The sequence below is a fragment of the Pseudomonas sp. FBCC-B1667 genome (assembly GCF_059133255.1).
This window is the reverse complement of record NZ_CP101437.1, coordinates 2,015,352-2,040,906: the sequence shown is the minus strand read 5'-3', so window position 1 is coordinate 2,040,906 and position 25,555 is coordinate 2,015,352. Positions and strand designations below refer to the sequence as shown.

23 protein-coding genes are annotated in these 25,555 nt (G+C 60.1%); 5 read left to right on the top strand and 18 right to left on the bottom strand.

The features are described from left to right. Positions 1-8: 8 nt before the first annotated feature. The 4 genes from NL116_RS09100 to NL116_RS09085 form a co-directional block, all read right to left on the bottom strand. Positions 9-1,883 carry an MFS transporter gene (locus NL116_RS09100; RefSeq protein WP_494376884.1) on the bottom strand — a complete coding sequence of 625 codons (1,875 nt, stop codon included), beginning with the start codon at positions 1,881-1,883 and terminating at the stop codon, positions 9-11. 98 nt (positions 1,884-1,981) lie between these two features. Further along, positions 1,982-3,133 (bottom strand): TDT family transporter, encoded by a 1,152-nt coding sequence (locus NL116_RS09095; protein WP_494376883.1) that lies wholly within the window; start codon positions 3,131-3,133, stop codon positions 1,982-1,984. Between the two features lie 105 nt (positions 3,134-3,238). Further along, positions 3,239-3,550, bottom strand: coding sequence for a cupin domain-containing protein (locus NL116_RS09090; RefSeq protein WP_140667228.1), 312 nt, complete (start codon positions 3,548-3,550; stop codon positions 3,239-3,241). 42 nt (positions 3,551-3,592) lie between these two features. After that, entirely contained in the window at positions 3,593-4,786 is a 1,194-nt protein-coding gene (locus tag NL116_RS09085; RefSeq protein WP_494376882.1) for an MFS transporter, read from the bottom strand. A gap of 153 nt (positions 4,787-4,939) precedes the next feature. Between NL116_RS09085 and NL116_RS09080 the strand changes: the two genes are divergently transcribed. Both NL116_RS09080 and NL116_RS09075 read left to right on the top strand, forming a co-directional pair. Continuing rightward, entirely contained in the window at positions 4,940-5,476 is a 537-nt protein-coding gene (locus NL116_RS09080) for a TetR/AcrR family transcriptional regulator (protein ID WP_494376881.1), read from the top strand. Between the two features lie 240 nt (positions 5,477-5,716). After that, positions 5,717-9,187, top strand: coding sequence for a hybrid sensor histidine kinase/response regulator (locus NL116_RS09075; protein ID WP_494376880.1), 3,471 nt, complete (start codon positions 5,717-5,719; stop codon positions 9,185-9,187). 78 nt (positions 9,188-9,265) lie between these two features. Here the strand turns inward: NL116_RS09075 and NL116_RS09070 are convergent, their stop codons facing one another. Both NL116_RS09070 and NL116_RS09065 read right to left on the bottom strand, forming a co-directional pair. Next, positions 9,266-10,630 (bottom strand): DNA recombination protein RmuC, encoded by a 1,365-nt coding sequence (locus NL116_RS09070; RefSeq protein ID WP_494378026.1) that lies wholly within the window; start codon positions 10,628-10,630, stop codon positions 9,266-9,268. A gap of 175 nt (positions 10,631-10,805) precedes the next feature. Beyond that, positions 10,806-11,129 carry a sel1 repeat family protein gene (locus tag NL116_RS09065; protein WP_494376879.1) on the bottom strand — a complete coding sequence of 108 codons (324 nt, stop codon included), beginning with the start codon at positions 11,127-11,129 and terminating at the stop codon, positions 10,806-10,808. Positions 11,130-12,081: 952 nt separating this feature from the next. Between NL116_RS09065 and NL116_RS09060 the strand changes: the two genes are divergently transcribed. The 3 genes from NL116_RS09060 to NL116_RS09050 all read left to right on the top strand — a co-directional run bounded on the left by NL116_RS09060 (position 12,082) and on the right by NL116_RS09050 (position 14,481). After that, the gene (locus tag NL116_RS09060; RefSeq protein WP_019407963.1) at positions 12,082-12,306 is read left to right on the top strand and encodes a hypothetical protein; all 225 of its coding nucleotides are present in this window, start codon (positions 12,082-12,084) and stop codon (positions 12,304-12,306) included. A gap of 274 nt (positions 12,307-12,580) precedes the next feature. Continuing rightward, on the top strand, positions 12,581-13,063 hold the full coding sequence (locus tag NL116_RS09055; protein WP_494376878.1) for a hypothetical protein: 483 nt from the start codon (positions 12,581-12,583) through the stop codon (positions 13,061-13,063). Between the two features lie 146 nt (positions 13,064-13,209). Beyond that, positions 13,210-14,481 carry an OmpP1/FadL family transporter gene (locus NL116_RS09050; RefSeq protein WP_494376877.1) on the top strand — a complete coding sequence of 424 codons (1,272 nt, stop codon included), beginning with the start codon at positions 13,210-13,212 and terminating at the stop codon, positions 14,479-14,481. An 87-nt stretch (positions 14,482-14,568) separates the two neighbouring features. Here the strand turns inward: NL116_RS09050 and NL116_RS09045 are convergent, their stop codons facing one another. From NL116_RS09045 to NL116_RS08990, 12 genes are all read right to left on the bottom strand, one after another. Continuing rightward, positions 14,569-15,117 carry a glutathione peroxidase gene (locus NL116_RS09045; RefSeq protein WP_494376876.1) on the bottom strand — a complete coding sequence of 183 codons (549 nt, stop codon included), beginning with the start codon at positions 15,115-15,117 and terminating at the stop codon, positions 14,569-14,571. Positions 15,118-15,291: 174 nt separating this feature from the next. Next, positions 15,292-16,500 carry an MFS transporter gene (locus NL116_RS09040; RefSeq protein ID WP_494376875.1) on the bottom strand — a complete coding sequence of 403 codons (1,209 nt, stop codon included), beginning with the start codon at positions 16,498-16,500 and terminating at the stop codon, positions 15,292-15,294. Between the two features lie 53 nt (positions 16,501-16,553). After that, positions 16,554-16,958 (bottom strand): MarR family winged helix-turn-helix transcriptional regulator, encoded by a 405-nt coding sequence (locus NL116_RS09035; protein WP_027922449.1) that lies wholly within the window; start codon positions 16,956-16,958, stop codon positions 16,554-16,556. A gap of 189 nt (positions 16,959-17,147) precedes the next feature. After that, entirely contained in the window at positions 17,148-17,879 is a 732-nt protein-coding gene (locus NL116_RS09030) for an adenosylcobinamide-GDP ribazoletransferase (RefSeq protein ID WP_494376874.1), read from the bottom strand. 2 nt (positions 17,880-17,881) lie between these two features. Further along, positions 17,882-18,457, bottom strand: a complete 576-nt coding sequence (gene cobC, locus NL116_RS09025; protein WP_494376873.1) for an alpha-ribazole phosphatase family protein — start codon at positions 18,455-18,457, stop codon at positions 17,882-17,884. Further along, complete coding sequence (cobT, locus tag NL116_RS09020) at positions 18,454-19,509, bottom strand: nicotinate-nucleotide--dimethylbenzimidazole phosphoribosyltransferase (protein ID WP_494376872.1); 1,056 nt, start codon at positions 19,507-19,509, stop codon at positions 18,454-18,456. The genes cobC and cobT overlap by 4 nt, the downstream gene beginning before the upstream one ends. After that, positions 19,506-20,027, bottom strand: a complete 522-nt coding sequence (gene cobU, locus NL116_RS09015) for a bifunctional adenosylcobinamide kinase/adenosylcobinamide-phosphate guanylyltransferase (protein ID WP_494376871.1) — start codon at positions 20,025-20,027, stop codon at positions 19,506-19,508. The genes cobT and cobU overlap by 4 nt, the downstream gene beginning before the upstream one ends. A gap of 141 nt (positions 20,028-20,168) precedes the next feature. Continuing rightward, on the bottom strand, positions 20,169-21,620 hold the full coding sequence (locus NL116_RS09010) for a cobyric acid synthase (RefSeq protein WP_494376870.1): 1,452 nt from the start codon (positions 21,618-21,620) through the stop codon (positions 20,169-20,171). Next, positions 21,617-22,609, bottom strand: a complete 993-nt coding sequence (gene cobD / locus NL116_RS09005; protein ID WP_494376869.1) for a threonine-phosphate decarboxylase CobD — start codon at positions 22,607-22,609, stop codon at positions 21,617-21,619. The genes NL116_RS09010 and cobD overlap by 4 nt, the downstream gene beginning before the upstream one ends. Beyond that, entirely contained in the window at positions 22,602-23,510 is a 909-nt protein-coding gene (gene cbiB / locus NL116_RS09000; RefSeq protein ID WP_494376868.1) for an adenosylcobinamide-phosphate synthase CbiB, read from the bottom strand. The genes cobD and cbiB overlap by 8 nt, the downstream gene beginning before the upstream one ends. Next, the gene (gene bluB, locus NL116_RS08995; RefSeq protein WP_494376867.1) at positions 23,507-24,157 is read right to left on the bottom strand and encodes a 5,6-dimethylbenzimidazole synthase; all 651 of its coding nucleotides are present in this window, start codon (positions 24,155-24,157) and stop codon (positions 23,507-23,509) included. The genes cbiB and bluB overlap by 4 nt, the downstream gene beginning before the upstream one ends. Beyond that, the gene (locus NL116_RS08990; RefSeq protein WP_494376866.1) at positions 24,154-25,554 is read right to left on the bottom strand and encodes a cobyrinic acid a,c-diamide synthase CobB; all 1,401 of its coding nucleotides are present in this window, start codon (positions 25,552-25,554) and stop codon (positions 24,154-24,156) included. The genes bluB and NL116_RS08990 overlap by 4 nt, the downstream gene beginning before the upstream one ends. Between the last annotated feature and the right edge of the window lies 1 nt (position 25,555).

Genomic DNA, 25,555 nt, shown 5'->3' with positions numbered 1-25,555 from the left:
GCCACCGACTATTTAACTGTGCCGCGCAACTCGCCAACCATCGCTTGCAACGCCGCCGGCGCAGCCGCTTCAACTGGCACTGCCGGCCCAGCCACCAACGTCACCCGCGACCACAACCGGCGAAACAAGCCCTTACCCGGATCGCGGCTGAAGAAACTCCCCCACAAGCCCTGCAACGCCAGCGGAATCACCGGCACCGGAGTCTCTTCCAAAATCCGCGTCAACCCGTTCTTAAACTCATTGATCTCCCCGTCAGCCGTCAATTTTCCTTCCGGGAAGATACACACCAACTCACCATCCTTCAGATACTGCGCAATCCGCTTGAAGGCGCTTTCGTAGATTTGAATGTCTTCCTGACGCCCCGCGATCGGAATCGTCCCGGCCGTGCGAAAGATAAAGTTCAACACCGGCAGGTTGTAGATTTTGTAGTACATCACAAAGCGAATCGGCCGACGCACCGCGCCGCCAATCAGCAGCGCATCGACAAAGGACACGTGATTGCACACGAGCAGCGCCGCGCCTTCATCGGGAATCAGGTCCAGATTGCGATGCTCCACGCGGTACATGGAGTGGCTGAGCAGCCAGATCATGAAGCGCATGCTGAATTCGGGGACGATCTTGAAGATGTAGGCATTGACGCCGATGTTCAGCAACGACACCACCAGGAACAGCTGCGGAATCGACAGCTTGACCAGGCTCAACAGGATGATCGAGACAATCGCCGACACCACCATGAACAAGGCATTGAGAATGTTGTTGGCGGCAATCACCCGAGCCCGCTCGTTCTCGGCGGTGCGCGACTGGATCAGCGCATACAGCGGCACAATGTAGAAACCACCGAAGACCCCCAGGCCAAGGATGTCGATCAACACCAGCCAGGCGTGACCAAAGCCGAGAATTTCAACCCAGCCATGGCCGGTCGCGCTATCCGGAATACCGCCCGAATGCCACCACAACAGCAACCCAAACACCGTCAGACCGAACGAGCCGAACGGCACCAGGCCAATCTCGACTTTGCGTCCGGAGAGCTTTTCACAGAGCATTGAGCCGAGCGCGATCCCCACCGAGAACACCGTCAGAATCAACGTCACCACCGTTTCGTCGCCGTGCATCCACTCTTTGGCATACGCCGGGATCTGCGTCAGGTAAATCGCCCCGACAAACCAGAACCACGAGTTACCGACGATCGAACGCGATACCGCGGGCGTCTGTCCAAGACCCAGCTTCAACGTGGCCCAGGACTGGCTGAAAATGTTCCAGTTCAGGCGCATTTGCGGCGAAGCGGCCGCCGCGCGCGGAATGCTGCGGCTGGCCAGGTAACCCAGCACGGCAACGCCGATGATCGCGCTGGAGACGATAGGCGCGTAGTGACTGGACGACATCATGATCCCGGCGCCGATGGTCCCGGCGAGAATCGCCAGGAAGGTGCCCATTTCCACCAGCCCATTACCGCCAACCAGCTCTTCTTCGCGCAGGGCCTGGGGCAAGATCGAGTATTTCACCGGCCCGAACAGCGCCGAGTGGGTACCCATGGCGAACAGCGCCACCAACATCAACGACAGATGATCAAAGACGAAACCCACCGCGCCGACCGTCATGATCGCGATTTCGCCAAGTTTGATCAGCCGGATCAGACGGTCCTTGGCGAACTTCTCGCCGAACTGTCCGGCCAGCGCCGAGAACAGAAAGAACGGCAGGATGAACAGCAACGCACAGAGGTTGACGTAGATCGAGCGATCACCGTCGATGGTCAGCTTGTACAGAATGGCGAGGATCAACGACTGCTTGAAGATGTTGTCGTTGAACGCCCCGAGGGACTGCGTCACGAAAAACGGCAGAAAGCGCCGGGTGCGGAGCAAGGTGAACTGCGAGGGGTGACTCATCTTCCATGTGTCCCTGATGTTAGGTAGCGAGTGGCGTGGATACGGTTATTGGAATGCCGAACGTCGATCCAGGCCACACATTACCTAATCTTTGCAGGTTATTTCTTTAATCCTGCAATGCACGGCGAGACAAACAGTTCACCGCGCCACGCGCCTTGCAAGGTGCGCCGTGCAACGATCAGCCACATGACCGCCAGCATCGCCACCAGCACACAGCCAAAGGCACTGAAGAACGTCAGGTTCAAAGTGGTGGCCAGTTTCAACGTCGTCAGCGAGTAGACGCCCAACGGAAAGGTAAATCCCCACCAGCCGAGGTTGAACGGGATGCCGGCGCGCAGGTAACGCAAGATAATCAGCACGGCGATCAACATCCACCACAAACCGAAACCCCACAGAGCAATCCCGGCCACCAGGCCCAGGCCGTTGGCGATTTCACCGATACCCGGCAGACCATTCGCGGCGAAGATGGCCGGCGCGTCCGCTCCCAGCAGCAACATGCCCAATGCCCCGGTACCAATCGGACCCAACGCGAGCCAGCTGGAGGCGGCCATGTTTTCGTGGGGCAGTTTATGCAGCGCCATGCGCAGCAACAAGATGGTCAGAATGCTGAAGGCAACCGGCAGGGAAAACGCCCACAACACGTAACTCGTTACCAGAACCACCAGTTGCGAATGGGCGTCCGCCAAGTGCGGCGCCAGCAAGCCACCGCTGGCAGCAGCGACTTCCGCGGCCACCACCGGCAACAGCCAGACGGCGGTCATCTGGTCGATGCTGTGTTCCTGACGGGTGAACATCATGTAGGGAATCAACACACCGCACGCCAGCGACAGCGCCACGTCCAGCCACCAGAGCATTTCAGCGAAAGGAATGACGCCGTCGCCCCAGCGTGGCAGGCCGAACACCAGGAAACCGTTGATGATGGTGGCGAGGCCCATCGGAATGGTTCCGAAAAACATCGAGACCGTGGAATGGCCGAAAATTCGCCGCGCTTCATCGAAGAACAACACCCAGCGCGCCGCGTAAACGGCGGCGAACATGACAAACAGGAAGATATTGAACAGCCACAACCCTTCGGCGAATGCGCGCAAACCGGGAATGGCGAGAGGCAATTGCGCGAGTGCCAACGCGAGCACCCCGGTGCCCATGGTCGCAGCGAACCAGTTGGGCGTGAATTGACGGATCACTTCACGCGGGTGCTGCAATTGGCTGAATGGTTTAATACTGGTTGTGGCGCTGTTAGGGCATGTCATGGCGAACTCCTGTCCTCTGGTGAGGTGGAGCCCATCGTAGAACCGAATCGAATATCTATATAACGGGTAATTTCTCTATAACTTATCTGTTTTGCAGATATAGGCTTAGACACTGCCTTCCGATTCGATTACCAAAATCCTCGCCGCGCCTTGGGGATGCGCCACATGCTCGGTGCCGACGGACGCATAAAAGATATCGCCGACCTCCAGCAGTGCTGCCTTCTCGATGCCCTCTTCGCGATACCGCATCTGCACCTGCCCATCCAGCACCACGAACACTTCCTGACCATCATTGACGTGCCATTTGTAAGGCTGGTCCGTCCAGTGCAAACGGGTGGTGATGCCGTTCATGTTGGCAATGTCCAGCGCTCCCCAGGCACGCTCAGCGGTGAAGGATTTGCTGCGGATGATCTTCATGGGGCAGTCCGTCGAGATGAATGGCGAAGCCAAGGCTAGCGATCAACGCACCTTAGCGCTACAGACTTTCAACGAGCGCTGACGCAGCAAGGCTAGCAAAGCACCAATGGAGAGCACGATCAACACGGCACCGTATCCGTCTGTAGTCGCAACCAGGCCGAAGCTTCGCGTCAGGTTCCCTGCCAACAAAGAAGGCAAACAGAACGCCAGGTAACTGAGCACATAAAAGGCCGACATCAGCCCGGCACGTTCATGGGGTAAAGCCAACGACACCAGACTGCGCACGGCCCCGAGAAAACCGGCGCCGAAACCACAACCGGCGACGAGCGTGCCGAGGAAAAACAATGCCAGGCTGGCGCTGTGCACCCCCAGTAAAACCAGGACGATGCCGGTGGGCAGCAGGCTTGCTCCCAATTGCAGCGCCAGGGCGGCGGGACGATTGCGCAGGGTAAAAATCATCAGCGCCCCCGTTACCGTCAGCGCGGCGACGGTCGACCCGGCAATCAGGTTCGAAGTGGAACCCGTCGCCGTGCGCACCAGCGAAGGAGCCAGAGACGCATAAAAACCGCCGAGCGCCCACGTTGCGGTGTTGAGCGGCAATACCCGCCACAAGGTGGAGCGCGCCTGAACCGGCACATGCAGGGTCGGCCGCAGTGAAGCCCAAGCCCCCGGCTGACGCGAGACACTTTCCGGCAAACGCCAGATATACAGCGCCTGCCATGCAAACAGGATGAGCAACAGCCAATAAGTCAGGTGCAACGGCGCGGGTGCAAATTCGGCGAGCAAACCACAGCCCAACCCACCCAAAGCCATGCCAAGCAACGGTGCAACGCTGTTGATCAACGGTCCTTGCTGGCGGTCCGTGTCGAGCAGCGTGGCACTGAGCACGGCAGTCGCCATGCCGGTTGCAAACCCTTGCAGCACTCGGGCACTGATCAGCCACGCAACACTGTCAGCATTGATAAACAGCAACATCGCCAGACCATTCAACGCCGCCGCGGTGAAAATCACCGGTTTGCGCCCGAGGAAATCTGAAAGCGAACCGACCGTCAGCAGCGCCGCCAGCAGGCTGAAGGCGTAGACACCGAAGATCAGGGTCAACGTCGCTGCCGAGAAGTGCAGTTGCTCCTGATACAAGCGATACAACGGCGTCGGCGCCGTGGAAGCGGCCAGAAAACTGAGTAAAGTGATCGCCAGAAACCACAGGCTTGCACGATTTGATTGAGAACTGGACATCCGCACACTCCGCAAAAGCTAACTTTTTGCTTTTGCGGAGTGTGCTACTGGCTGGCGATTAAAGCAAATTCTTTGTGTTAAGGTCCGATGCATGGCTTTAGAGCTGGGACTTTTGTCTTTACGACGTGTCTTGGCGAGAACAGGAAACAGGTTATGACAGCCCCCACTTTACGTCCCGGCGGCCGCAGTGCCCGGGTGCAGGAATCGATTCACAAAGCCGTGCGCGAATTGCTTGAAGAGCAGGACCGCGCCACCGTGACCGTGCCGCAAATCGCCACGCGTGCGGGGGTTACGCCGTCGACTATCTATCGGCGCTGGGGTGATTTGTCGGCATTGTTGGCGGACGTCGCACTCGCCCGTATGCAGCCGGAAACCGCATCGGCCGATACCGGCAGCCTGCACGGTGATGTGCAGGCCTGGGCGGACCAATATTTGGACGAGATGAGCTCCGAACCTGGCCGCAACATGCTGCGCGACGTGCAAGCGAGTCTCAAGCCGAGCTATTGCGCGACGATCATTGGCGGGCAGTTGCAGATGATTCTGGACCGTTATCCGAATGAGCCGAAACCGAGTGTCGATCGGCTGATCAACATGGTGGCGGCGCCTATCGTGTTTCGCATCCTGTTTTCCGAGACGCCGCTGGACGTTGAAGAATTGCATCGGTTGATCGGAATTGCGCTGAGTCAGTGAGGGCCCTATCGCGAGCAAGCTCGCTTCCACGGGGAATAGGTGTTTTCAGACTGTATGCATTCCAACTCTGGGAGCGAGCTTGCCCGCGACAGGGCCGGCACAGACAACCAACATCCGCCTGACACACCGCCTGCGACACCCCGCCACGCCACGACCTTGGTCGACACTGACTAACCGGGGCGGTCGTGCGAGACTGTCTGACCGGGCGGGAGTCCCGGGTGAATTTTGTCTGGAGTTCCCATGTCGCTGTCCAGCGGGCTGATCGCCGCCGTCGCCCTGGCCTATATGGCCATCATGTTCGCCATCGCCTTCTACGGTGACCGTCGCAGCACGCCGTTGCCGCCGCGCGTGCGCGCGTGGGTGTACAGCCTGTCGCTGGCAGTCTACTGCACCAGTTGGACGTTCTTTGGCGCCGTGGGCCAGGCGGCGGAACAGCTCTGGTCGTTCCTGCCCATCTACCTCGGGCCGATCCTGTTGCTGGTGGGGGCGCCGTGGGTCCTGCAAAAAATGGTGATGATCAGCAAACAGGAAAACATCACCTCCATCGCCGACTTCATCGCCGCCCGCTACGGTAAATCCCAGTCACTGGCGATTGTGGTGGCGCTGATCTGCCTGGTCGGCGTGTTGCCCTACATTGCCTTGCAGCTCAAGGGCATCGTGCTCGGGGTGAACCTGCTGATTGGTGCGGGCGCCGACGCCATGGGGGTTCGCGCCCAGGACACCGCCTTGATTGTGTCGCTGGTGCTGGCACTGTTCACCATTGTCTTCGGTACCCGCAACCTCGATGCCACCGAACACCATCGCGGCATGGTGCTGGCTATTGCGTTTGAAGCACTGGTCAAACTGTTCGCGTTTCTCGCCGTCGGCGCCTTCGTGACCTTTGGCCTGTACGACGGTTTCGACGACCTGTTCAACCAGGCCATGCTCGCTCCGCGCCTCGAAGCATACTGGAAGGAAACCATCAACTGGCCGTCGATGGTGGTGCAGACGGGCGTAGCGATGATGGCGATCATCTGCCTGCCTCGGCAGTTCCACGTGACGGTGGTGGAGAATATTGATCCTCAGGATTTGCGCCTGGCTAAATGGGTGTTCCCGGCCTACCTGGCGCTGGCAGCGTTATTTGTCGTACCGATCGCCCTCGCCGGTCAGATGCTGCTGCCCAGTTCGGTATTGCCGGACTCGTTCGTCATCAGCCTGCCGTTGGCCCAGGCGCACCCTGCTTTGGCGTTGCTGGCGTTTATCGGCGGTGCCTCGGCAGCAACCGGCATGGTGATTGTCGCCAGCGTGGCGCTGTCGACCATGGTATCCAACGACATGCTGTTGCCATGGTTGCTGCGCCGCAACAACGCCGAGCGACCGTTCGAAGTGTTTCGCCAATGGATGCTCTCGGTTCGCCGCGTGAGCATCGTGGTAATTTTGCTCCTGGCTTACGTCAGCTATCGCCTGCTGGGCTCGACCGCCAGCCTGGCAACCATCGGTCAGATCGCCTTCGCCGCCGTGACGCAGCTGGCCCCGGCCATGCTCGGCGCACTGTACTGGAAACAGGCCAACCGTCGCGGCGTATTCGCCGGCCTCGCCGCCGGCACATTCCTTTGGTTCTACACGCTGATCCTGCCGATTGCCGCCCGCAGCCTTGGCTGGCCGCTGGAGGGCTTTCCGGGCCTCGCCTGGTTGCACAGTAACCCAATGAACCTGCCGATCACCCCGCTGACCCAAGGCGTGGTGCTGTCGCTGGCCGGTAACTTCACCTTGTTTGCCTGGGTGTCGGTGTTGTCGCGCACGCGGGTGTCGGAGCACTGGCAGGCCGGTCGCTTCATCGGCCAGGAAATCAGCGCACGCCCCAGCGCACGGTCGATGCTCGCCGTGCAGATCGATGATTTGCTGCAACTGGCCGCCCGTTTCGTCGGTGAAGAACGGGCGCGTCAGAGCTTCATTCGTTTTGCCTACCGCCAGGGCAAAGGCTTCAATCCGAACCAAAACGCCGACGGTGAATGGATCGCCCACACTGAACGCTTGCTGGCGGGTGTACTCGGTGCTTCCTCGACGCGGGCGGTGGTAAAAGCGGCCATTGAAGGTCGGGAAATGCAGCTGGAAGATGTCGTGCGCATCGCCGACGAAGCGTCGGAAGTGCTGCAGTTCAACCGCGCCCTGCTGCAAGGTGCGATCGAAAACATTACCCAGGGCATCAGCGTGGTCGACCAGTCGTTGAAACTGGTGGCCTGGAACCGGCGGTATCTGGAGCTGTTCAACTACCCGGACGGCTTGATCAGCGTCGGACGACCGATTGCCGACATCATTCGCCACAACGCCGAACGCGGCCTGTGCGGCCCCGGCGAGGCCGAAGTGCATGTCGCACGTCGCCTGCACTGGATGCGCCAAGGTCGCGCCCACACTTCTGAACGACTGTTCCCCAACGGGCGGGTGATCGAGCTGATCGGTAACCCTATGCCCGGTGGTGGTTTCGTCATGAGTTTCACCGATATCACCGCGTTCCGCGAAGCCGAACAAGCGCTGACTGAAGCCAACGAAGGCCTGGAGCAGCGGGTGGCTGAGCGCACCCACGAATTGTCGCAACTTAACGTTGCGCTCACCGAGGCCAAGGGTACCGCTGAGTCCGCCAACCAGTCGAAAACCCGGTTTCTGGCCGCCGTCAGCCATGACTTGATGCAGCCACTGAACGCCGCGCGCCTGTTCTCCGCGGCCCTCTCCCACCAGGACGATGGCTTGTCCGGTGAAGCGCAAAAGCTGGTCCATCACCTGGACAGCTCGCTTCGCTCGGCAGAGGACTTGATCAGCGACCTGCTGGACATTTCCCGCCTGGAAAACGGCAAGATCAACCCCGACCCGAAGCCCTTCGCGCTCAACGAATTGTTCGACACCCTCGGCGCCGAATTCAAGGCGCAGGCTCAGGAACAAGGGCTGGCCTTCCGGGTTCGCAGCAGCACGTTGCGGGTCGACAGCGACATCAAACTGCTGCGACGGATCCTGCAAAATTTCCTGACCAATGCGTTCCGCTACGCCAAAGGGCCGGTGTTACTGGGCGTGCGGCGGCGCAAGGATGAACTGTGCCTTGAGGTCTGGGACCGCGGGCCGGGCATTGAGCAAGACAAACTGCAGGTCATTTTCGAAGAGTTCAAACGCCTGGACAGTCACCAGACCCGCGCAGAGAAAGGCCTGGGACTGGGCCTCGCGATTGCCGATGGGCTGTGTCGCGTGTTGGGGCACACGCTGCAAGTTCGCTCCTGGCCGGGGCGCGGCAGTGTGTTCAGCGTCAGTGTGCCGCTGGCTCGAGCACAAACCGTGCTGGCACCGCAGACTGCCGAACTCAACGGACAGGTGTTGAGTGGCGCGCAGGTGCTGTGCATCGACAATGAAGACAGCATTCTGATCGGCATGAACAGCCTGCTGACGCGCTGGGGTTGCCACGTCTGGACAGCGCGTAACCGAGAGGAATGTGCCGCGCTGCTCAACGACGGTGTTCGTCCGCAACTGGCGCTGGTGGATTACCACCTGGACCATGGCGAAACCGGAACCGAGCTGATGGCGTGGTTGCGCACTCAACTGGGGGAACCGGTGCCGGGGGTGGTGATCAGCGCCGATGGCCGGCCCGAAACGGTGGCGCAGGTGCATGCGGCGGGGCTGGATTATCTGGCCAAACCGGTGAAACCGGCGGCGTTGCGGGCATTGTTGAGCCGGCATTTGCCGTTGTAGCGCGATCCTCCTGCCAGTACCAAATCTGTGGTGAGGGAGCTTGTTCCCTCGCCACAAAAGCAGTGCAGTGCTGAAAGGTTACTCCGGCAACTCGGCCAAGCCATCCACATCGGTCATCGCCCGCTCCAGCAAATCCGCTGGCAAGCTCTTGCTGGCTCGCGCGCCGAGCAACTTGAGCTGTTCGCTGCGACTGACCAGATTGCCACGGCCTTCTGTCAGCTTGTTGCGCGCAGAGCTGTAGGCTTTGTCCAGTTGCTGCAAGCGATTGCCGACTTCATCCAGGTCCTGGATGAACAATACAAACTTGTCGTACAGCCACCCGGCACGCTCGGCGATTTCCCGGGCGTTCTGGCTCTGACGCTCCTGCTTCCACAGGCTGTCGATCACCCGCAGAGTCGCCAGCAACGTGGTGGGGCTGACGATCACGATGTTGCGGTCGAACGCTTCCTGGAACAACGTCGGTTCTGCTTGCAACGCTGCGGAAAATGCCGCTTCGATTGGCACGAAAAGCAAGACGAAATCCAGGCTGTGCAAGCCGTCGAGCCGTTTGTAATCCTTGCCGGACAGGCCTTTGACGTGATTGCGCAGCGACAGCACGTGCTGCTTGATAGCGATCTGGCCGATGGCATCGTCTTCGGCCGCCACGTATTGCTGATAGGCCGTCAGGCTGACCTTCGAGTCGACCACCACCTGCTTGTCGCCCGGCAGGTAAATAATCACATCCGGCTGAAAGCGTTCACCGTCCGGACCTTTGAGCGTGACCTGGGTCTGGTACTCGCGGCCCTTCTCCAGGCCCGCGTGTTCAAGCACTCGCTCAAGAATCAGCTCGCCCCAGTTGCCTTGGGTTTTCTGCCCTTTCAAGGCGCGCGTAAGGTTGGTGGCTTCGTCGCTCAAGCGCAGGTTCAGCTGTTGCAGGCGCTCCAATTCCTTGGCCAGCGAAAAACGCTCGCGGGCTTCAGCCTGATAACTTTCCTCGACGCGTTTTTCAAAGGACTGAATGCGCTCCTTCAACGGATCGAGTAGTTGGCCCAAGCGCTGTTGGCTGGTTTCGGCGAAGCGCTGCTCACGCTCGTCGAAAATCTTGCCCGCCAGTTCGGCGAACTGAGCTCGCAGCTCGTCTCGCGAACCCTGCAGGTCACTGAGGCGTTGCTGATGGCTTTCCTGTTGCTCACGCAGCTCGGCGTTGAGTGAGGCCGCCAAAATATCCAGGCGACGCAGCTCAGCCTCTTTACCGGCGCGCTCGATGTTCCAGGCATGAGACGCATCGCGAGCGTCGTCGCGCTCGACTTGCAGCAGTTCGACTTCACGGCGCGTAGCCGCGAGGTCTGCTTGCTTGGCGGCATTGGCCTGGCTCAGGTCACCGATTTCATCGCGACAGGCGTCGAGTTGGGCATTCAGGCCGTCCTGCGCCAGCTGGGCCATGGCCAGACGTTCTTCCATCAGAGCGGCCTCGGCCTGCAAACCGCTCGCACGGCGCTGAATTTGCCAGGCCAGTATCAGCAATGGCAGGCCCGCGCCGGCCAGACCGAGTAATAGGCTGGTCAAGTCCATAACCATAGAAATACCTGTCAATGAGATAAAGCTTGAAGGTTAACCAAGGCCACCTGACTTGGACAGCTCAGTCTTCGATCAGACCCAGTTCCTGCTGGGCGCGCGCGTCCCCTGCCCGGGCGGCCTGACGCAGCAAGTCCTGACCAATGCGGCGATCACGGGCATTCCCGCATTCACGGCACATCAGTTGCCCCAGGCGACTTTGCGCAGCCACCACGCCTTCACGAGCAGGCTGTTTGAGCAAGCGCCCGGCGAAGTGCTTGATGTTGGGATTATCCCCAAGCCGCGGATTGTCCAGCAGCCATTCGGCTACACGCATCGAAAAACGCTTGGGTGGGGTAACACGTGGAGGTGTGGAGGTAGCAGAGATTGATACTGAGCGAAACTTCATAAAGCACTGCGGGACAGATCGGAAGGCGCGCAACTTTACTCTTTTTTTCTGACAGGTAAAGCCTAAAAAAACCCGGCACGCCCGTGCTAGAGCAAGCGCTCGGGACAATCCACAGAAGCTGTGGATAACTCAGTGGACAACCGCCCTTGAACTCGCGCAAAGCCCTGTGGAATGGGGCTCGCAGTCAAACTGACGATTTTTTCACCAGTAAAAAAAAGCGATGTTTTTCATTGACTTAAATTTTCAATACAGGCACCCACTGCGACCTAGGTCTGGATGACAGTGGGGTGACAGTCTGCGCAACTTATGTGCACAAGTACCTCAGTGGCGGTTATATGGGTGCCCTTTTTCGGCGCGTTTTGGCATGGCCCTCTGGGGATAAACCGGCATAACCCTTGACCCAGGCAGATCGCGCGCCGATGAGTGACAGCCACCACTGGTCGGAATGTGAGCGATTGCGGAGCGTCTTGCCCAGACTCATCGATCTTTTTTGCTAACACACTTCCATTCTCAAATTCAATCCGTTAGTATCCGCGGCGTTAGTACCAAGCTGAAAGTCAATTCTGGTCGAACAAATCCTCGCGGTCAGCCTTCCCTCAAGAGAAGCCTCCACCGACAAAACAGGATCGACCACCTCGATGGTTTCCAGGTAAACGTTGCGCCAACACTGCCTTCGAACAAAGCGAAGGGTGTTGCGAAGCTCAATTACTCTGACCGAACCAGCCTGCAAATTGATCAGGATCTTCACCCCGGGCCCAGAACCTTTGCCCTTGATGTGTTGCCTGCCCTCCTAAGTACCTACCTGCCAGCCCAAGCGCGCCATTTTTCAGCGCTTCAAACTGGCTGCTTTGTTCCAGTCGGGTTCTTCGTTCGATCAATGGTGGTCGTCGTCACTGGAACGTTTTAATTTTGCACGGTTCTTATCCGTGTCGCTTGTAGGAACACCAACACTATGTCTACTCAAATCCACACTCAGGATGCCATTCGCACCCTAACCAACGCTTTTGCACCAATGAACTGCCTGATCATGGCTGCTCGCAAAGGCTGCTTCAGTTTCACTCTGGTCAACGAACACGGCATCGCTCGTCACAGCGAACGCTTGTACCCCGATCAATACTCCAGCGCCGAGCCGCTGCAGGCCGTGATCGAGCGTACCCGCCAGGCACTGATTGCCTGAGACGCCAGCAAGACTGAAAAACCAAAAGCCCTGCTCTAACAGCAGGGCTTTTTATTACCCGATATTTCCCGTTGCGCTGCCAGTCGCTAAGCACCAACCGATATAACGGTTATAACTCGAAGCTGGAAATATTTTAAAAACAGTCCTTTACAGCGCGAATATGACACTACACTTCAACTCAAGCGGCTTGATCCGCTTCCGGCGAGCCTGATTCGATCCACCGCTGCCAAAGCCCCTTCAGGTATCGCCGCCCACTTCAGGTTTCGAGGGCTTTATGGGTATCGCTGCCAGCGAACTGTGCCGTTATGTGATTCGTCCGACCTTGATTTACCTCGGACGCCATAGCGCAACTGCCGAATCCTTGCTGCTGGGCATCGCCGCCAGTCAGTCAGCCCTTGGTTCCGCCCTGCATGACCGCCGTGGACACGGCCTGTACCGAATCGCCGAACCCCGCCACCAGGCACTCTGGGATCACTACCTGGCCCTCGACCCGGAACGGGCAAGTCTCGTCCGCGGCCTGGCCAGCCAACATGCCTTCCTCAGCGGACCGCACCTGGAATTAACCGTCAACCTGCGCTACGCCACCGCCATTGCCTGGCTGCTGATCGAAGAACAGAACACCCCCCTCCCCGCCGCCGATGATTTGTTGGGCATGGCCCGAATCTGGCGTCAGACTTTTCAGCCTCAAGGACGCCTGCGCGACTTCACCTGTGCCTGGCAAACCTGTGTTTCACCGCTGAATCAAGTCGCCTGCTGACCCACCGGTTTTACAAGATCGTGTATCTGGGCGCGAATTTGGTCGGATTGTCCTACAAAACCCCTCTAACTCAAGCCATACAGCCTATAGCGCTGGGACGAAAATGTTGGTAATTTTCGCCCCGGTGATCACCAGGAGTTCTAATAATGAAAAAAGTAATGCTCAAAACCACCCTTAGCCTCGCCGTTACCCTGGCATCCACCCAGCTCTTTGCAAGTGGCTTTGCCCTCAACGAACAAAGCATCAGCGGGATGGGGACAGGTTTTGCCGGGCGATCTTCTTCTGCCGACGACGCATCCACCATTGTTGGCAACCCTGCCGGCATGTCCCGCATCAAGCGCGAACAAGTGACCGGCGGCGTTGCATTCATCGACGCACACACTGACATCAGCAACGCCAGCTCCAGCCCGAATGGCGGTACCAATAAAGGTGACATGGTCCCTTTCATGGGCGTGCCGATGGGCTACTACGTCAAGCCAATCGACGACCACTGGGCATTCGGTATCGGTGTGTACGCACCATTCGGCCTGGTAACCGACTACGAAAACGGCTTTGCCGGTCGTTATTTCGGCAGCAAGAGCGAAGTTAAGATCGTCACCCTGCAACCGACTGTCAGCTACGCCTTCAACGACAAGGTGTCCATCGGTTTCGGCCCGACCATCAACCGCATCGACGGCACCCTGGAATCGAACCTGTCCATCACCCAGGCCGCGCCAGACGGCAAGGTCAAGATCAAGGGTGACGACACTGCGCTGGGCTACAACATCGGCGTGCTGGTTCAAGCCACCGACAGCACTCGCGTAGGCCTGACCTACCACTCGAAAGTGAAGTACAAGCTCGACGGTGACACCAAGGTCAATTACAACGTGCTGGGCCTGATCGGCCAGAACCCAAGCCAGAAATACGACGCGTCGCTGGACCTGACCACTCCTGAATCGGTGGACTTCTCGGTCACTCACCAGCTCGACGACAAGTGGACTCTTTACGCAGGCAGCACCTGGACTCGCTGGAGCCGCCTGAAAGAAATCACCGTCGAAAGCAAAGGTGTTCCAGCCGTGCTGAACGGTCAGTTCGGTACCATCACCGAAGAACAGAACTGGCACGACACCTGGGCTCACGCCATCGGCGCGTCCTACCAGCTGAACAAGGAATGGGTGCTGCGTACCGGCCTGTCCGTTGACCAGGCGCCGACCAACAACACCGACCGTTCCCCACGCATCCCGACTGGCGATCGCAAGATTTTCAGCCTGGGCGCTGGCTGGAGCCCGACCGACGACCTGACCATCGACGTAGCGTACTCGTACCTGCGCGAAGAGTCGGTCAAGGTCAACAACACCAACGACCGTGGCCAGACCTACAACGCAAAGTATGAAAACTGGGCGAACGGTTTCGGTGTCGGCGCGACCTACCGCTTCTGATATTCAAAGCGAGGCTCAACCCCTCGCCTGCTGAATAAAAAAGCCCCGCTCTCTTGTACAGAGGCGGGGCTTTTTAATGGACGCTGATCAGGGTTGGGAAGCCAGGGCTTTCTGCACCGCGGCAATAAACTCGGGATCATCGGGTTTGGTCAGACTGGAGAAATTGGCGATTACCTGGCCTTTGCGATCGACCACGTATTTATAGAAATTCCACTTCGGCGCGCTGCTCTGCGCAGCCAGGACCTTGAACAGGTGCGTGGCGTCTTCGCCTCGCACTGCCTGCGGTTCGGTCATGGTGAACGTCACGCCGTAATTCACGTAACAGACCTTGGCGGTTTCGGCGGTGTCCTTGGATTCTTGCTTGAAATCGTTGGATGGAACGCCAATCACCTCCAATCCCTGCCCTTTGAATTGCTGATTGAGCGCCTCAAGGCTCTTGAACTGAGGGGCAAAACCGCAGTGGCTCGCGGTATTGACCACCACCAGCGGTTTACCCTCAAAGCGTTGACACAGATCGATCGATTCCTTGGCCCGCAGTTTTTGCAACGAACCTTGTAGCAGTTCAGGGCACTCGGCCTGAGCCAGCCCGGTCATTGCCATCAGCAACGCGGGGGCTGCAATCCAGCGCATCAGCATGTCGGTGCATCCTTGATAAGTCGTCAAAAACGAAGTTACTCGCCCTCACCGCTCGCTAGCAAGCACCCATGCCCAACTGCATCAGCGCCAGCCCGCCCTGTTGCCAGCCCCACCACGATAATGCGAGTAGCGAGGCGCAGAGAGCCGCTACAGCGATTCGCGGCCAAAGACTGTTCATATCGCACTCATCTGTGTTTGCAGGCGCGCTACCGGCCGCTCACGCACCGGCCAGTTCAGGGCAGCGGCCAACAGGCTCAAAAGAATTGCCACTTGCCAGATCAAGTCATAGCTCCCGGTTCGGTCATACACTACCCCGCCCAACCAGCCGCCAAGAAACGAACCGAGCTGGTGAAACAGAAACACAATCCCGCCGAGCATGGACAGGTTGCGCACACCGAACAAGGTCGCCACGGTGCCGTTGGTCAGCGGCACGGTCGACAGCCACAAGAACCCCATGGCCATGCCGAACAGGTACGCGGTGGTCGTCGTGACCGGCGCCCACAGGAACAGCGTGATCACCACCGCGCGCAACAGGTATAAACAAGTGAGCAAACGCGGTTTTGACATGCGCCCGCCGAGCCAGCCGGCAGTGTAGGTACCAAAGATGTTGAACAACCCGATCAGCGCCAGCACCGTGGTGCCCACCGTTGCCGGAAGGTGCTGATCCACCAGATAAGCCGGCAAATGCACGCCGATGAACACCACCTGGAAACCGCACACGAAAAAGCCGAACGCCAACAGCCAGAACCCCGAATGGGAACAGGCTTCGCGTAGCGCTTCGGAGAGCGTTTGCTCATGGCCGAATGTCGGCAGTGGTTTGTCCTTGAGCATGCTTACCAGCGGCACGATCAACGCCACCAACAGGCCCAGCACCAACAGCGCGGCGGACCAGCCGAGCCAGCCGATCAGCCCCAACGTGCCCGGCAACATCGCGAACTGACCGAACGAACCGGCAGCACTGGCGATGCCCATGCCCATGCTGCGCTTCTCGGGCGGCACCGCTCGGCCCACAACGCCGAGGATCACCGAGAACGAAGTACCGGACAGGCCGATGCCGATCAACAGGCCGGCGCTCAGGGACAGTGTCACAGCCGAATCGGACATCCCCATGAACACCAGGCCCAGCGCATAAAAAACGCCACCGACCAGCACCACTTTCGCCGCCCCGAAGCGGTCGGCCAGTGCGCCGGTGAAGGGTTGCGCCAGGCCCCAGATCAGATTCTGCAAGGCGATGGCAAACGCAAAGGTCTCACGCCCCCAGCCGAACTCGGCACTCATCGGTGCCAGAAACAGCCCGAAGCCGTGGCGCACGCCCAATGACAATGCAAGGATCAGCGCACTCCCCACCAATACCCAACCGCACGTACGCCACATCGATGTCATTTCTTATTCTCCGGTAGCGGGTATATACCCGCTTAAGATCGGAAAAACCGGCATCAGGCCAGTTCGTCCAGCAGTCTCAACAAGGTTTCGCGTTTCTCTGCACCCAGTCGGTCAATCAATCGTTGTTGAGCCGCTTCCCAGGCCGGCAAGGCTGCTGCCAAGCGTTCAGCCCCCGCCTCGGTCAGTCGGACGATGCGATTGCGCATGTCCTCGCCCTCGACCAGCTTCACCAGCCCTTCGCCCTCCAGCACACGCAAATTGCGCCCGAGGGTGCTGCGGTCCAGGCCCATGGCTTCGGCCAGCGTTGAAATACTCGGTTGATCCAGACGCTGTAAATTACACAGCAAAGAATACTGGGCAACGTTAATCCCGAAGCCGTCGAGAGCGCCGTCGTAATGCCTGCTGACGCCACGCGCGGCGCGACGCAGATTGATGCATAAACATTGGGAGTCGAGCATGGTGCGTGTATATACCCGCGGTCGTGTTTAATCAAGTTACAGGTGGTTTTAATCAGCGGTTTGGAGTGTCAGGCAGACCGCCTTCGCGAGCAAGCCCGCTCCCTCATTTAACTGAGCGCCTCGAGGAAGAATGCGATCGAATGTGGGAGCGAGCTCGCGAAGAGGCCAGCACATCCTGCACTCAAACCATCAGGTCAACGCCAATCCTGCCAGCACCACCATCTCCAGCAACTCCAGCATCGCCCCGGCCGTATCGCCCGTCGTCCCGCCCAATCGACGCATCATCAACTGCCGCAACCACACAAAAACCACTGCCGTCAGCACCAGCGCCCAAACACCGCTGAGCCCCGCAATCAGCACACACGCCACCGCACTGATCGCCAACACCTGCTGACCCGCCATACGTGGCAGATGATCTGCCAGCGCCTGCCCCAACCCGCCCGCGCGCACATACGGCGTAGTCAGGAACAAGCCCAGCATCGCGCTGCGGCCGGTCAGCGGAACGATGATCAGGAAAAGACTGTGCTGCTGCTCGACCAACGCCAGCAACGCGGCGAATTTCAATAGCAGCACCAACACCAGCGTCACCACGGCAATCGGCCCACTGCGTGGGTCTTTCATGATCGTCAGCGTGCGCTCACGGTCGCCAAATCCGCCCAGCCACGCGTCGGCGCTATCGGCCAGACCGTCCAGGTGCAACGCGCCGCTAAGCAAGACCCAAGCGGTCAGCAGCAACGCCGCATGCAGCAACACCGGCGTGCCCAGTAATAGCCAGTTCAGTGTCCACAGAATCGCGCCGAACAGCAGCCCCACCAGCGGATAAAACAGCAGCGACCGACCCAGCTCCTGAGGCGTCGGCATGCCCGACAGACGAATCGGCAGACTGCTCAGAAATTGCAGGGCGATCCAGAACGCCAGCATGGTCAGATCGCTTCCTTGAGAATGACGCCGGGTTCGACGCGCAACCCAAACAATGAACCATGAGCGACGTCGACATTGAGCAACTGCTCACGCGGCAATCCTCGCGCTTGAGCCAGCAATAAACGCATGACGCCACCATGACTGATCAACAGAACCCGCTCGCCAGCGTGGGCAACTGACAGCCGTTCGATGGCCGCCAGTACCCGAACAGAGAAGTCCGCCACCGGTTCACCGTCCGGCGGCGTAAACGAATAGGGATCAGCCCAGAACAGCCCTAGCGCGTCGGCATCGGTGTCCATCAACGCCGCAGCGCTCTGCCCTTCCCAGGCCCCGAAGTGCAGCTCTTGCAGATCCTTGTCCAACTGCACCGGCAACCCCAGTTGCGCGCCGAGTTCTTCAGCAAACCGCGCACAACGCTGCAACGGCGAACTGACCAATCGATCCCACGGCCCCTGCTCGATCACCGCTGCGCGCATCTGCGCCCAGCCTTTTTCCGTCAGCGCATCATCGAGACTGCCACGCAACCCGCCACCGAGCTCGGTCTCGCCATGTCGCAACAGGTCCAGACGCAACGTCATGCCGGGCGGTCCGCAACCGCGGCTTCGGCGAAGGTCGCCATCTGCCCGTGAAGGTCGCAGGCCAGGCGCAACAACGGCACAGCCAACGCGGCACCGCTGCCCTCGCCCAGACGCAACCCGAGGTCCAGCAGCGGCTCAGCGCCAAGGGTTTCCAGCACATGTCGATGTCCCGGCTCAGCACCGCGATGTCCGAATAGCAGCCACGCGCGACATTCGGGATTCAAACGCACCGCCACCACTGCCGCGACGCTGCAAATGAACCCGTCGACCAGCACCGCCACGCCTTCCTGCGCACACGCCAGATAGGCACCCACCAGCGCAGCAATTTCAAAACCGCCCAGATTGAACAATGTCTGCAACGCGTCCCCGCGCTGACCACCGTGCAGCGTCAACGCGCGCTCGATGACCTGAGCCTTGTGGCTGACACCCGCTGCATCCAGGCCGGTGCCCGGGCCAGCCAGATGCACCACCGGACAATCGAGCAAGGCACAGGCCAATGCACTGGCGGCGGTGGTGTTGCCGATGCCCATTTCACCGCCGATAAATAACTGCGCCCCGACTGCGATGGCGCGCTGCACGCTGTCGCGACCGGCCTGCAGGGCAAGCTCACCCTGGACCGCCGTCATGGCCGGGCCTTTGATGAAATTCGCCGTACCAGGGCCAACGTTCACGTGACGGACACCGGGCAGATTCAAGGTCGGGGTCACCGTGCCCAGATCCACCACTTCCAGGGATGCGCCCAACTGCCGCGCCAACACGCTGATCGCCGCGCCGCCGGTGACGAAGTTGTGCAGCATTTGCCCGGTGACTTCCTGAGGAAATGCCGAAACCCCTTCAGCCACGACACCATGGTCACCGGCAAAAATCGCAATCCACAGCTGATCCAGGTTCGGCTTGACCCGCCCCTGCAACCCGGCCAATTGCACCGCCACCGACTCCAGTCGCCCGAGGGAGCCGGCCGGCTTAGTCAATTGCTGTTGACGCGCCTGCGCCTGTTCGACGGCTTGCGCATCGATCGGCTTGCACGGGTTTAGCCACCAGGATTGAGTCATAACGCAGTTCCTTTCAGAGTCAGGGGCAGGCCGGCGACGGTCAGGACGACACGTTGGCAGCGTTCGGCCAGGGCTTGATGCAGCCAACCGGCTTCATCGACATAGCGGCGAGTCAATTCGCCCAGCGGCACGACACCCATACCGGTCTCGTTGCTGACAAAAATGATTTCACCTGGCAACGAGGCCAGGCAATCCAGCAGGGCTTCGCGCTCAGTGTTGAGGCGCTCAGCGTCGTCGAGCATCAGCAGATTGGTCATCCACAGCGTCAGGCAATCCACCAGCAGGCACCGGTCGGCGCTGGCGGTTTCACGCAGGACGCGGGCGAGTTCGACCGGTTCTTCAATCAAGGCCCATTCAGCCGGACGGCGGGCGCGGTGATGGGTGACGCGGTCGTTCATTTCGCCGTCCAGCGGTTGGCTGGTGGCGATGTAGGTCACGGCCCGTTGACTGTCGATGGCAAGTTTTTCAGCCAGTCGACTTTTGCCGGAGCGGGCGCCGCCGAGGATCAGTTGGAGCATGGTCATTTACCTTTAAATGGCGGCGTTGCGACTGGCCTCATCGCGAGCAGGCTCACTCCTACAGTGGGTCGATGGCGAACAAAAAGTGTATGTTCGCTGGCGATCCACTGTAGGAGTGAGCCTGTTCGCGATGAACTCACCTCAAATCCCGCAGAGTTCACGCAGCAGCCCGGTGTCCAGATGTTTCTCCACCAGATCCGCCAACCGTTCGATATCGCGCTCGCGCAATGCGTGGTAATCGACCTCCTGCACATCCTGCAACCCCGCCCAGCGCAGCAACGCGCTGCACGCCGCCGGCGATTCAAACAAACCATGCAAATATGTGCCGAAAATCTGCCCATCGACACTTTGCGCGCCATCGCAGCGACCATCGTCCAACTGCACGGCGGCGTTTTCCAGCGCTGGCCCGGTGGTCACGCCGGCATGAATTTCGTAGCCGCTGACCGCCGCGTCTTCCAGCGCCAGACGACCGCGCACATTGCGCAACTGCTTCTCTTCTTCGAGCTGCGTTTCAAACGCCAGAACCCCTAGGCCAGCGCTAGAGCCCGGTGCGCCCTCCAGGCCCAACGGGTCGTGCACGTGCTCGCCGAGCATTTGCAAACCACCGCAAATCCCGAGCACTTTGCCGCCGTAGCGCAGATGACGACTGATCGCTGAATCCCAGCCATTGGCCCGCAGGTACGCGAGGTCGCTGCGCACGCTTTTCGAGCCTGGAAGAATTATCAGATCAGCCGGCGGGATCGCCTGGCCGGGGCCGATGAATTGCAGGTCGACTTGCGGATGCAGACGCAGCGGATCGAAATCTGTGTGGTTGCTGATGCGCGGCAGCACCGGCACCACGACTTTCAGTACCTGGTCGGCCTTGTCGGTCTGGCGCTGATCAATGCCATCCTCAGCCTCCAGATGCAGGTCCATCACGTACGGCAGGACACCGATCACTGGTTTGCCGGTGCGCTCTTCGAGCCAGTCGAGACCGGGCTGCAGCAAGGCGATGTCGCCACGAAAACGATTGATGATGAAGCCTTTGACTCGCGCCTGTTCGGTCGGCGACAGCAGCTCCAGCGTGCCCACCAGATGCGCGAAAACACCGCCGCGATTGATGTCGGCGATCAACACCACCGGGCAATCCACCGCTTCGGCAAAGCCCATGTTGGCGATGTCGCCGGCGCGCAGATTGATTTCGGCCGGCGAGCCCGCGCCTTCGACCATCACCACCGGATACGCCGCGCTCAAGCGTTCGTGAGACGCCAGCACCGCTTGCATGGCGATGGTTTTGTAGTCGTGATAGGCAACGGCGTTCATGGTCGTGACCGCGCGCCCGTGAATGATCACCTGGGCGCCGGTGTCGCTGTTGGGTTTGAGCAGCACCGGGTTCATGTCGGTGTGCGGTTCAAGGTTGGCGGCCTGGGCCTGCACGGCTTGCGCGCGACCAATCTCACCACCGTCCGCGGTCACTGCGCTGTTGAGCGCCATGTTCTGCGGCTTGAACGGCACGACGCGCACACCCTGGCGCACCACCCAGCGACACAGCGCCGTCACCAGCGTGCTTTTGCCGGCATCGGACGTGGTGCCCTGCACCATCAATGTGCTCATTGGGCTTCCTTGGCATAGGTTTCAAAGGCTTGCGTCAGGCGTGTCCAGTCGGCTTCATCGGCGGGCAGGCCAAATCGCAGGCTGCTGTTGTGGGGGAACAAGCGCAGCAAAATGCCTTGTTGGGCCATGAATTCGTGCAGTTGCTCGGCTTGATCAATGATGAGCCACTGGAACAAGGCGCATCCACCCAAAGGCTTGAACCCGAACTGCTCAAGCAGTCGCGCCAGCCGTTCGCTGGCTTCTTCACTGCGCCGGCGTTGGCGGACGTGACCTTCGGTGTCCCGAAGACAGGCCTGGCCAATTACTCGGGTCGGCCCGCTGACCGCCCACGGTCCGACTTGCTCGGCGAGCAGTTTGAGCAGCTTGCGTTCCGCCAGCACAAAGCCCAGCCGTACACCGGCCAGACCAAAAAATTTGCCGAACGAACGCAGCACGATCAAGCCGACCAGATGGGTAAACGGCGCCACACTCAACTGCGGCGTGTTATCCATGAACGCCTCGTCCACCACCAGCCATCCACCGCGCGAGGCCAGGCGCGTGTGCCAGTCGAGCAGCCGACTCGGGGTCAGGCTCAGGCCGGTCGGGTTGTTCGGGTTGACCACCACCAGCACGTCGAGGCTGTCGATAAAGAAGTCGACTTCCTGCTCCAGCACTTCGCGCACGATGTAGCCACAGCGCCGCCAGGCTTCGGCGTGCTCGGCATAACACGGCGACAGCACGCCAACCTTGCCGGCGCGGCGCAACCGCGGCAGCAACTGGATGGCCATTTGCGAACCGGCCACGGGCAGCGCTTGTGCTGCACCGTAATAGTCGCAGGCCGCCTGCTCCAGACCGTCATCGGTTTCCGGCAAGCGTGCCCAGGCGCGCAACGGGATGTCCGGGACCGGAAATGGCCAGGGCGCCAGGCCACTGGACAGGTCGAGCCAATCAGCTTCCGCGATGCCGTATTCGAGCGCCGCCTTGCGCAATCGACCACCATGCTCAAGCATAGAATTCAGCCCCCACGCAGAGAATCAGCAACCATAACCATACCCCGCGCTGAACCAATTGCCAGCCACGGTCAATAGAGTCCGCATCCGCCGGCACACCTTCACCCAATTGCGGACGCTGATGAAGTTCACCGTGATAAATAGCCGCACCGCCCAACTCCACGCCCAATGCGCCGGCACCCGCCGCCATCACCGGGCCGGCATTCGGACTGTCCCAGGTCGGGCCTTGGGTACGCCAGCATTTCAACGCCAGGCGGGTGTTACCCAGCAGCGCGTAGGTCAACGCCACCAAGCGTGCGGGAATGTAGTTAAGGACGTCATCGATCTTCGCCGCGGCCCAGCCGAAACGTTCGAAGCGTTCATTGCGATAACCCCACATCGCATCCAGCGTGTTGCTCAATCGGTAGAGCACCACACCGGGCGCGCCGGCCACCGCAAACCAGAACAGCGCGGCGAACACCGCATCGCTGCCATTCTCCAGCACCGATTCTGTAGCTGCACGGGCTACTTCGGTTTTATCCAGTTCGCTGGTCTGGCGGCTGACCAGATACCCGACACGCGTACGGGCCTCTTCCAGGTCATCACTGCGCAGCGCCTTGGCCACCGGCTCGACATGTTCACCGAGGCTGCGCATGCCGAGTGCGCAATACAACGCGAGAATCTCGACCACCCAACCGACATAAGGCGCCCAGGACAATGCCGTGGCGAGCAAGGTCAGCGGCACGACCGCAATGACCCACGCGGTAACGCCATGACTGCGCCAGCCGCGTCCACCGCCGTTGAAACGTTGCTCGATTCGCTCGGCAAAACCACCGAACGCCACCAGCGGATGCCAGCGTTTGGGTTCACCCAGCAGCGCGTCCAGCGCTACCGCGGCGACACTCAATAACGCCACGCTCATTGACTCACTCCCCAATAATTTTCATACAGCAATTCGCTAAGCGGACGCGCTTGCGCCCAGCCTTCGAGTACCAGCATCGGCGCCGGATAGAATTCCTTGACCGGCCCCAGACAAAGAACCGCCAACGGTTTGGCCCCGGCCGGCAAACCCAGCAGGTCCGCCAGCGCTTGCGGTTCGAACAGCGACACCCAGCCCATGCCAAGGCCTTCGGCGCGGGAGGCCAGCCACAGGTTCTGGATCGCGCAGGACAACGAGGCCATGTCCATTTCCGGCAAGGTGCGACGGCCGAAGATGTGGCGCTCGCGATCATCCATCAGCGCGGCGACCAGCACCTCGGCGCAGTCGTTGATGCCTTCGACCTTGAGCTTCATGAATTCGTCCGTGCGCTCGCCGAGGGCGTCGGCGGTGCGGATGCGTTCTTCTTCGACCAGTTGCTGGATCTTCCCGCGAAGGGCTCGGTCGCTGATGCGGATGAAGCGCCAGGGCTGCATCAGGCCGACACTGGGTGCCTGGTGTGCGGCTTCGAGCAGACGGCGCAACAGTTCGGGCTCGACCGTGCCGCCGCTGAAGTGACGCATGTCGCGGCGTTCGGCGATGGCGCGGTAGACCGCTGCGCGTTCGGCTTCAGAGAATGCGTTGTCGCTCATGGCCTCTTCGCGAGCAGGCTCGCTCCCACAGTGGACCGCATTTCTTCAGACAATCCACTTTCTAATGCAGGAGTGAGCCTGCTCGCGATGGCGTCCTCAAGGTCAGGCACAAACAGCGCGGCAACCGCCGATGGATTGGACGGAAAATAAAAGTGCACATAAGAAGCCGTCATCCGCCCCTCGCGATAAACCGCCTCCGCTCCCCGCCCGCCATTCGGGCTCAGGCCACGCGCAATCGGCTCAAGCTCGGTACTGGTCAGGGAATGGTGATACGTGTGGCCACGCAACGAACCTTCCGGCAATTCCACCGCTTGCAACGCCAACGCGGCCAGACGCTTTTGCATCACCGCGTCGCCCTTCAGCAGCCCCACCAGTTCGGCGCGAGTGCCTTCGACATCCGTTAATGAATCAAGCAAATACAACATGCCGCCACACTCGGCCAACAGCGGTTTACCGGCCGCATGATGCACACGGATCGCGTCGAGCATCGTGGTGTTCTGCGACAGTGCAACATGGTGCAATTCGGGATAACCACCCGGCAGATACAAACTGTCTGCCTCTGGTAATTGGCTGTCACGGATCGGTGAGAAAAACCGCAACTCGGCGCCCATGGCTCGCAATAAATCCAGACTCGCGCCATAAGTGAACGCGAACGCCTCATCACGGGCCACGGCAATTCGCACACCCGCGAGCAACGGCTCGGCAGGGATCACATCCGGGGCGGCAAATTCCACCGCTGGCGGCAGCGCCACCTCGCAACTGCTGGCCAACGCATCGGCCGCCGCATCAAGGCGTAGATCGAGGTCGTTCAACTCGCTGGCTTGAACCAGGCCCAAATGACGGCTCGGCAATTCGATCCCGGTTTCCCGGGACAACGCGCCGTACCAACGCAAGCCTTCGGTCAGGCTGCCTTCGAGCAGTTGCGCATGACGCAATGTGCCGACGCGGTTGGCCAAGACGCCGGCAAACGGCAAGTCCGGCTGATACTTCGCCAGGCCCAACGCCAACGCACCAAAGGTCTGTGCCATGGCGGTGCCGTCAATTACGGCGAGCACCGGCACCCCAAAGTGCCGCGCCAGGTCGGCGCTGGACGGCGTGCCGTCGAACAAGCCCATGACGCCTTCGATGAGGATCAAGTCGGCTTCAGCGGCGGCTTCCCACAACAGTCGACGACTTTCCTGCTCGCCGACCATCCACATGTCCAGTTGATACACCGGCGCACCGCTGGCGCGCTCGAGAATCATCGGGTCAAGAAAGTCCGGGCCGCATTTGAACACGCGAACGTTGCGCCCCTGATTGCGATGCAAACGGGCCAGCGCGGCGGTGACGGTAGTCTTGCCCTGACCGGAGGCCGGCGCGGCAATCAGTACTGCCGGGCAGTGACGACTGTTTTTCATA

What these genes read in the sequence shown, in the direction of transcription:
- NL116_RS09075 (WP_494376880.1), top strand. Translation starts at nt 5,717, where the DNA reads ATGTCGCTGTCCAGCGGGCTGATCGCCGCCGTCGCCCTGGCCTATATG.
- cobU (WP_494376871.1), bottom strand. Translation starts at nt 20,027, where the DNA reads ATGCTCCAACTGATCCTCGGCGGCGCCCGCTCCGGCAAAAGTCGACTG.
- NL116_RS09055 (WP_494376878.1), top strand. Translation starts at nt 12,581, where the DNA reads ATGGGTATCGCTGCCAGCGAACTGTGCCGTTATGTGATTCGTCCGACC.
- NL116_RS09060 (WP_019407963.1), top strand. Translation starts at nt 12,082, where the DNA reads ATGTCTACTCAAATCCACACTCAGGATGCCATTCGCACCCTAACCAAC.
- bluB (WP_494376867.1), bottom strand. Translation starts at nt 24,157, where the DNA reads ATGAGCGACAACGCATTCTCTGAAGCCGAACGCGCAGCGGTCTACCGC.
- NL116_RS09085 (WP_494376882.1), bottom strand. Translation starts at nt 4,786, where the DNA reads ATGTCCAGTTCTCAATCAAATCGTGCAAGCCTGTGGTTTCTGGCGATC.
- NL116_RS09040 (WP_494376875.1), bottom strand. Translation starts at nt 16,500, where the DNA reads ATGACATCGATGTGGCGTACGTGCGGTTGGGTATTGGTGGGGAGTGCG.
- NL116_RS09090 (WP_140667228.1), bottom strand. Translation starts at nt 3,550, where the DNA reads ATGAAGATCATCCGCAGCAAATCCTTCACCGCTGAGCGTGCCTGGGGA.
- NL116_RS09030 (WP_494376874.1), bottom strand. Translation starts at nt 17,879, where the DNA reads ATGCTGGCGTTCTGGATCGCCCTGCAATTTCTGAGCAGTCTGCCGATT.
- cobD (WP_494376869.1), bottom strand. Translation starts at nt 22,609, where the DNA reads ATGCTTGAGCATGGTGGTCGATTGCGCAAGGCGGCGCTCGAATACGGC.
- NL116_RS09100 (WP_494376884.1), bottom strand. Translation starts at nt 1,883, where the DNA reads ATGAGTCACCCCTCGCAGTTCACCTTGCTCCGCACCCGGCGCTTTCTG.
- cbiB (WP_494376868.1), bottom strand. Translation starts at nt 23,510, where the DNA reads ATGAGCGTGGCGTTATTGAGTGTCGCCGCGGTAGCGCTGGACGCGCTG.
- NL116_RS09035 (WP_027922449.1), bottom strand. Translation starts at nt 16,958, where the DNA reads ATGCTCGACTCCCAATGTTTATGCATCAATCTGCGTCGCGCCGCGCGT.
- NL116_RS09050 (WP_494376877.1), top strand. Translation starts at nt 13,210, where the DNA reads ATGAAAAAAGTAATGCTCAAAACCACCCTTAGCCTCGCCGTTACCCTG.
- NL116_RS08990 (WP_494376866.1), bottom strand. Translation starts at nt 25,554, where the DNA reads ATGAAAAACAGTCGTCACTGCCCGGCAGTACTGATTGCCGCGCCGGCC.
- NL116_RS09095 (WP_494376883.1), bottom strand. Translation starts at nt 3,133, where the DNA reads ATGACATGCCCTAACAGCGCCACAACCAGTATTAAACCATTCAGCCAA.
- NL116_RS09010 (WP_494376870.1), bottom strand. Translation starts at nt 21,620, where the DNA reads ATGAGCACATTGATGGTGCAGGGCACCACGTCCGATGCCGGCAAAAGC.
- cobT (WP_494376872.1), bottom strand. Translation starts at nt 19,509, where the DNA reads ATGACTCAATCCTGGTGGCTAAACCCGTGCAAGCCGATCGATGCGCAA.
- NL116_RS09045 (WP_494376876.1), bottom strand. Translation starts at nt 15,117, where the DNA reads ATGCTGATGCGCTGGATTGCAGCCCCCGCGTTGCTGATGGCAATGACC.
- NL116_RS09065 (WP_494376879.1), bottom strand. Translation starts at nt 11,129, where the DNA reads ATGAAGTTTCGCTCAGTATCAATCTCTGCTACCTCCACACCTCCACGT.
- NL116_RS09080 (WP_494376881.1), top strand. Translation starts at nt 4,940, where the DNA reads ATGACAGCCCCCACTTTACGTCCCGGCGGCCGCAGTGCCCGGGTGCAG.
- cobC (WP_494376873.1), bottom strand. Translation starts at nt 18,457, where the DNA reads ATGACGTTGCGTCTGGACCTGTTGCGACATGGCGAGACCGAGCTCGGT.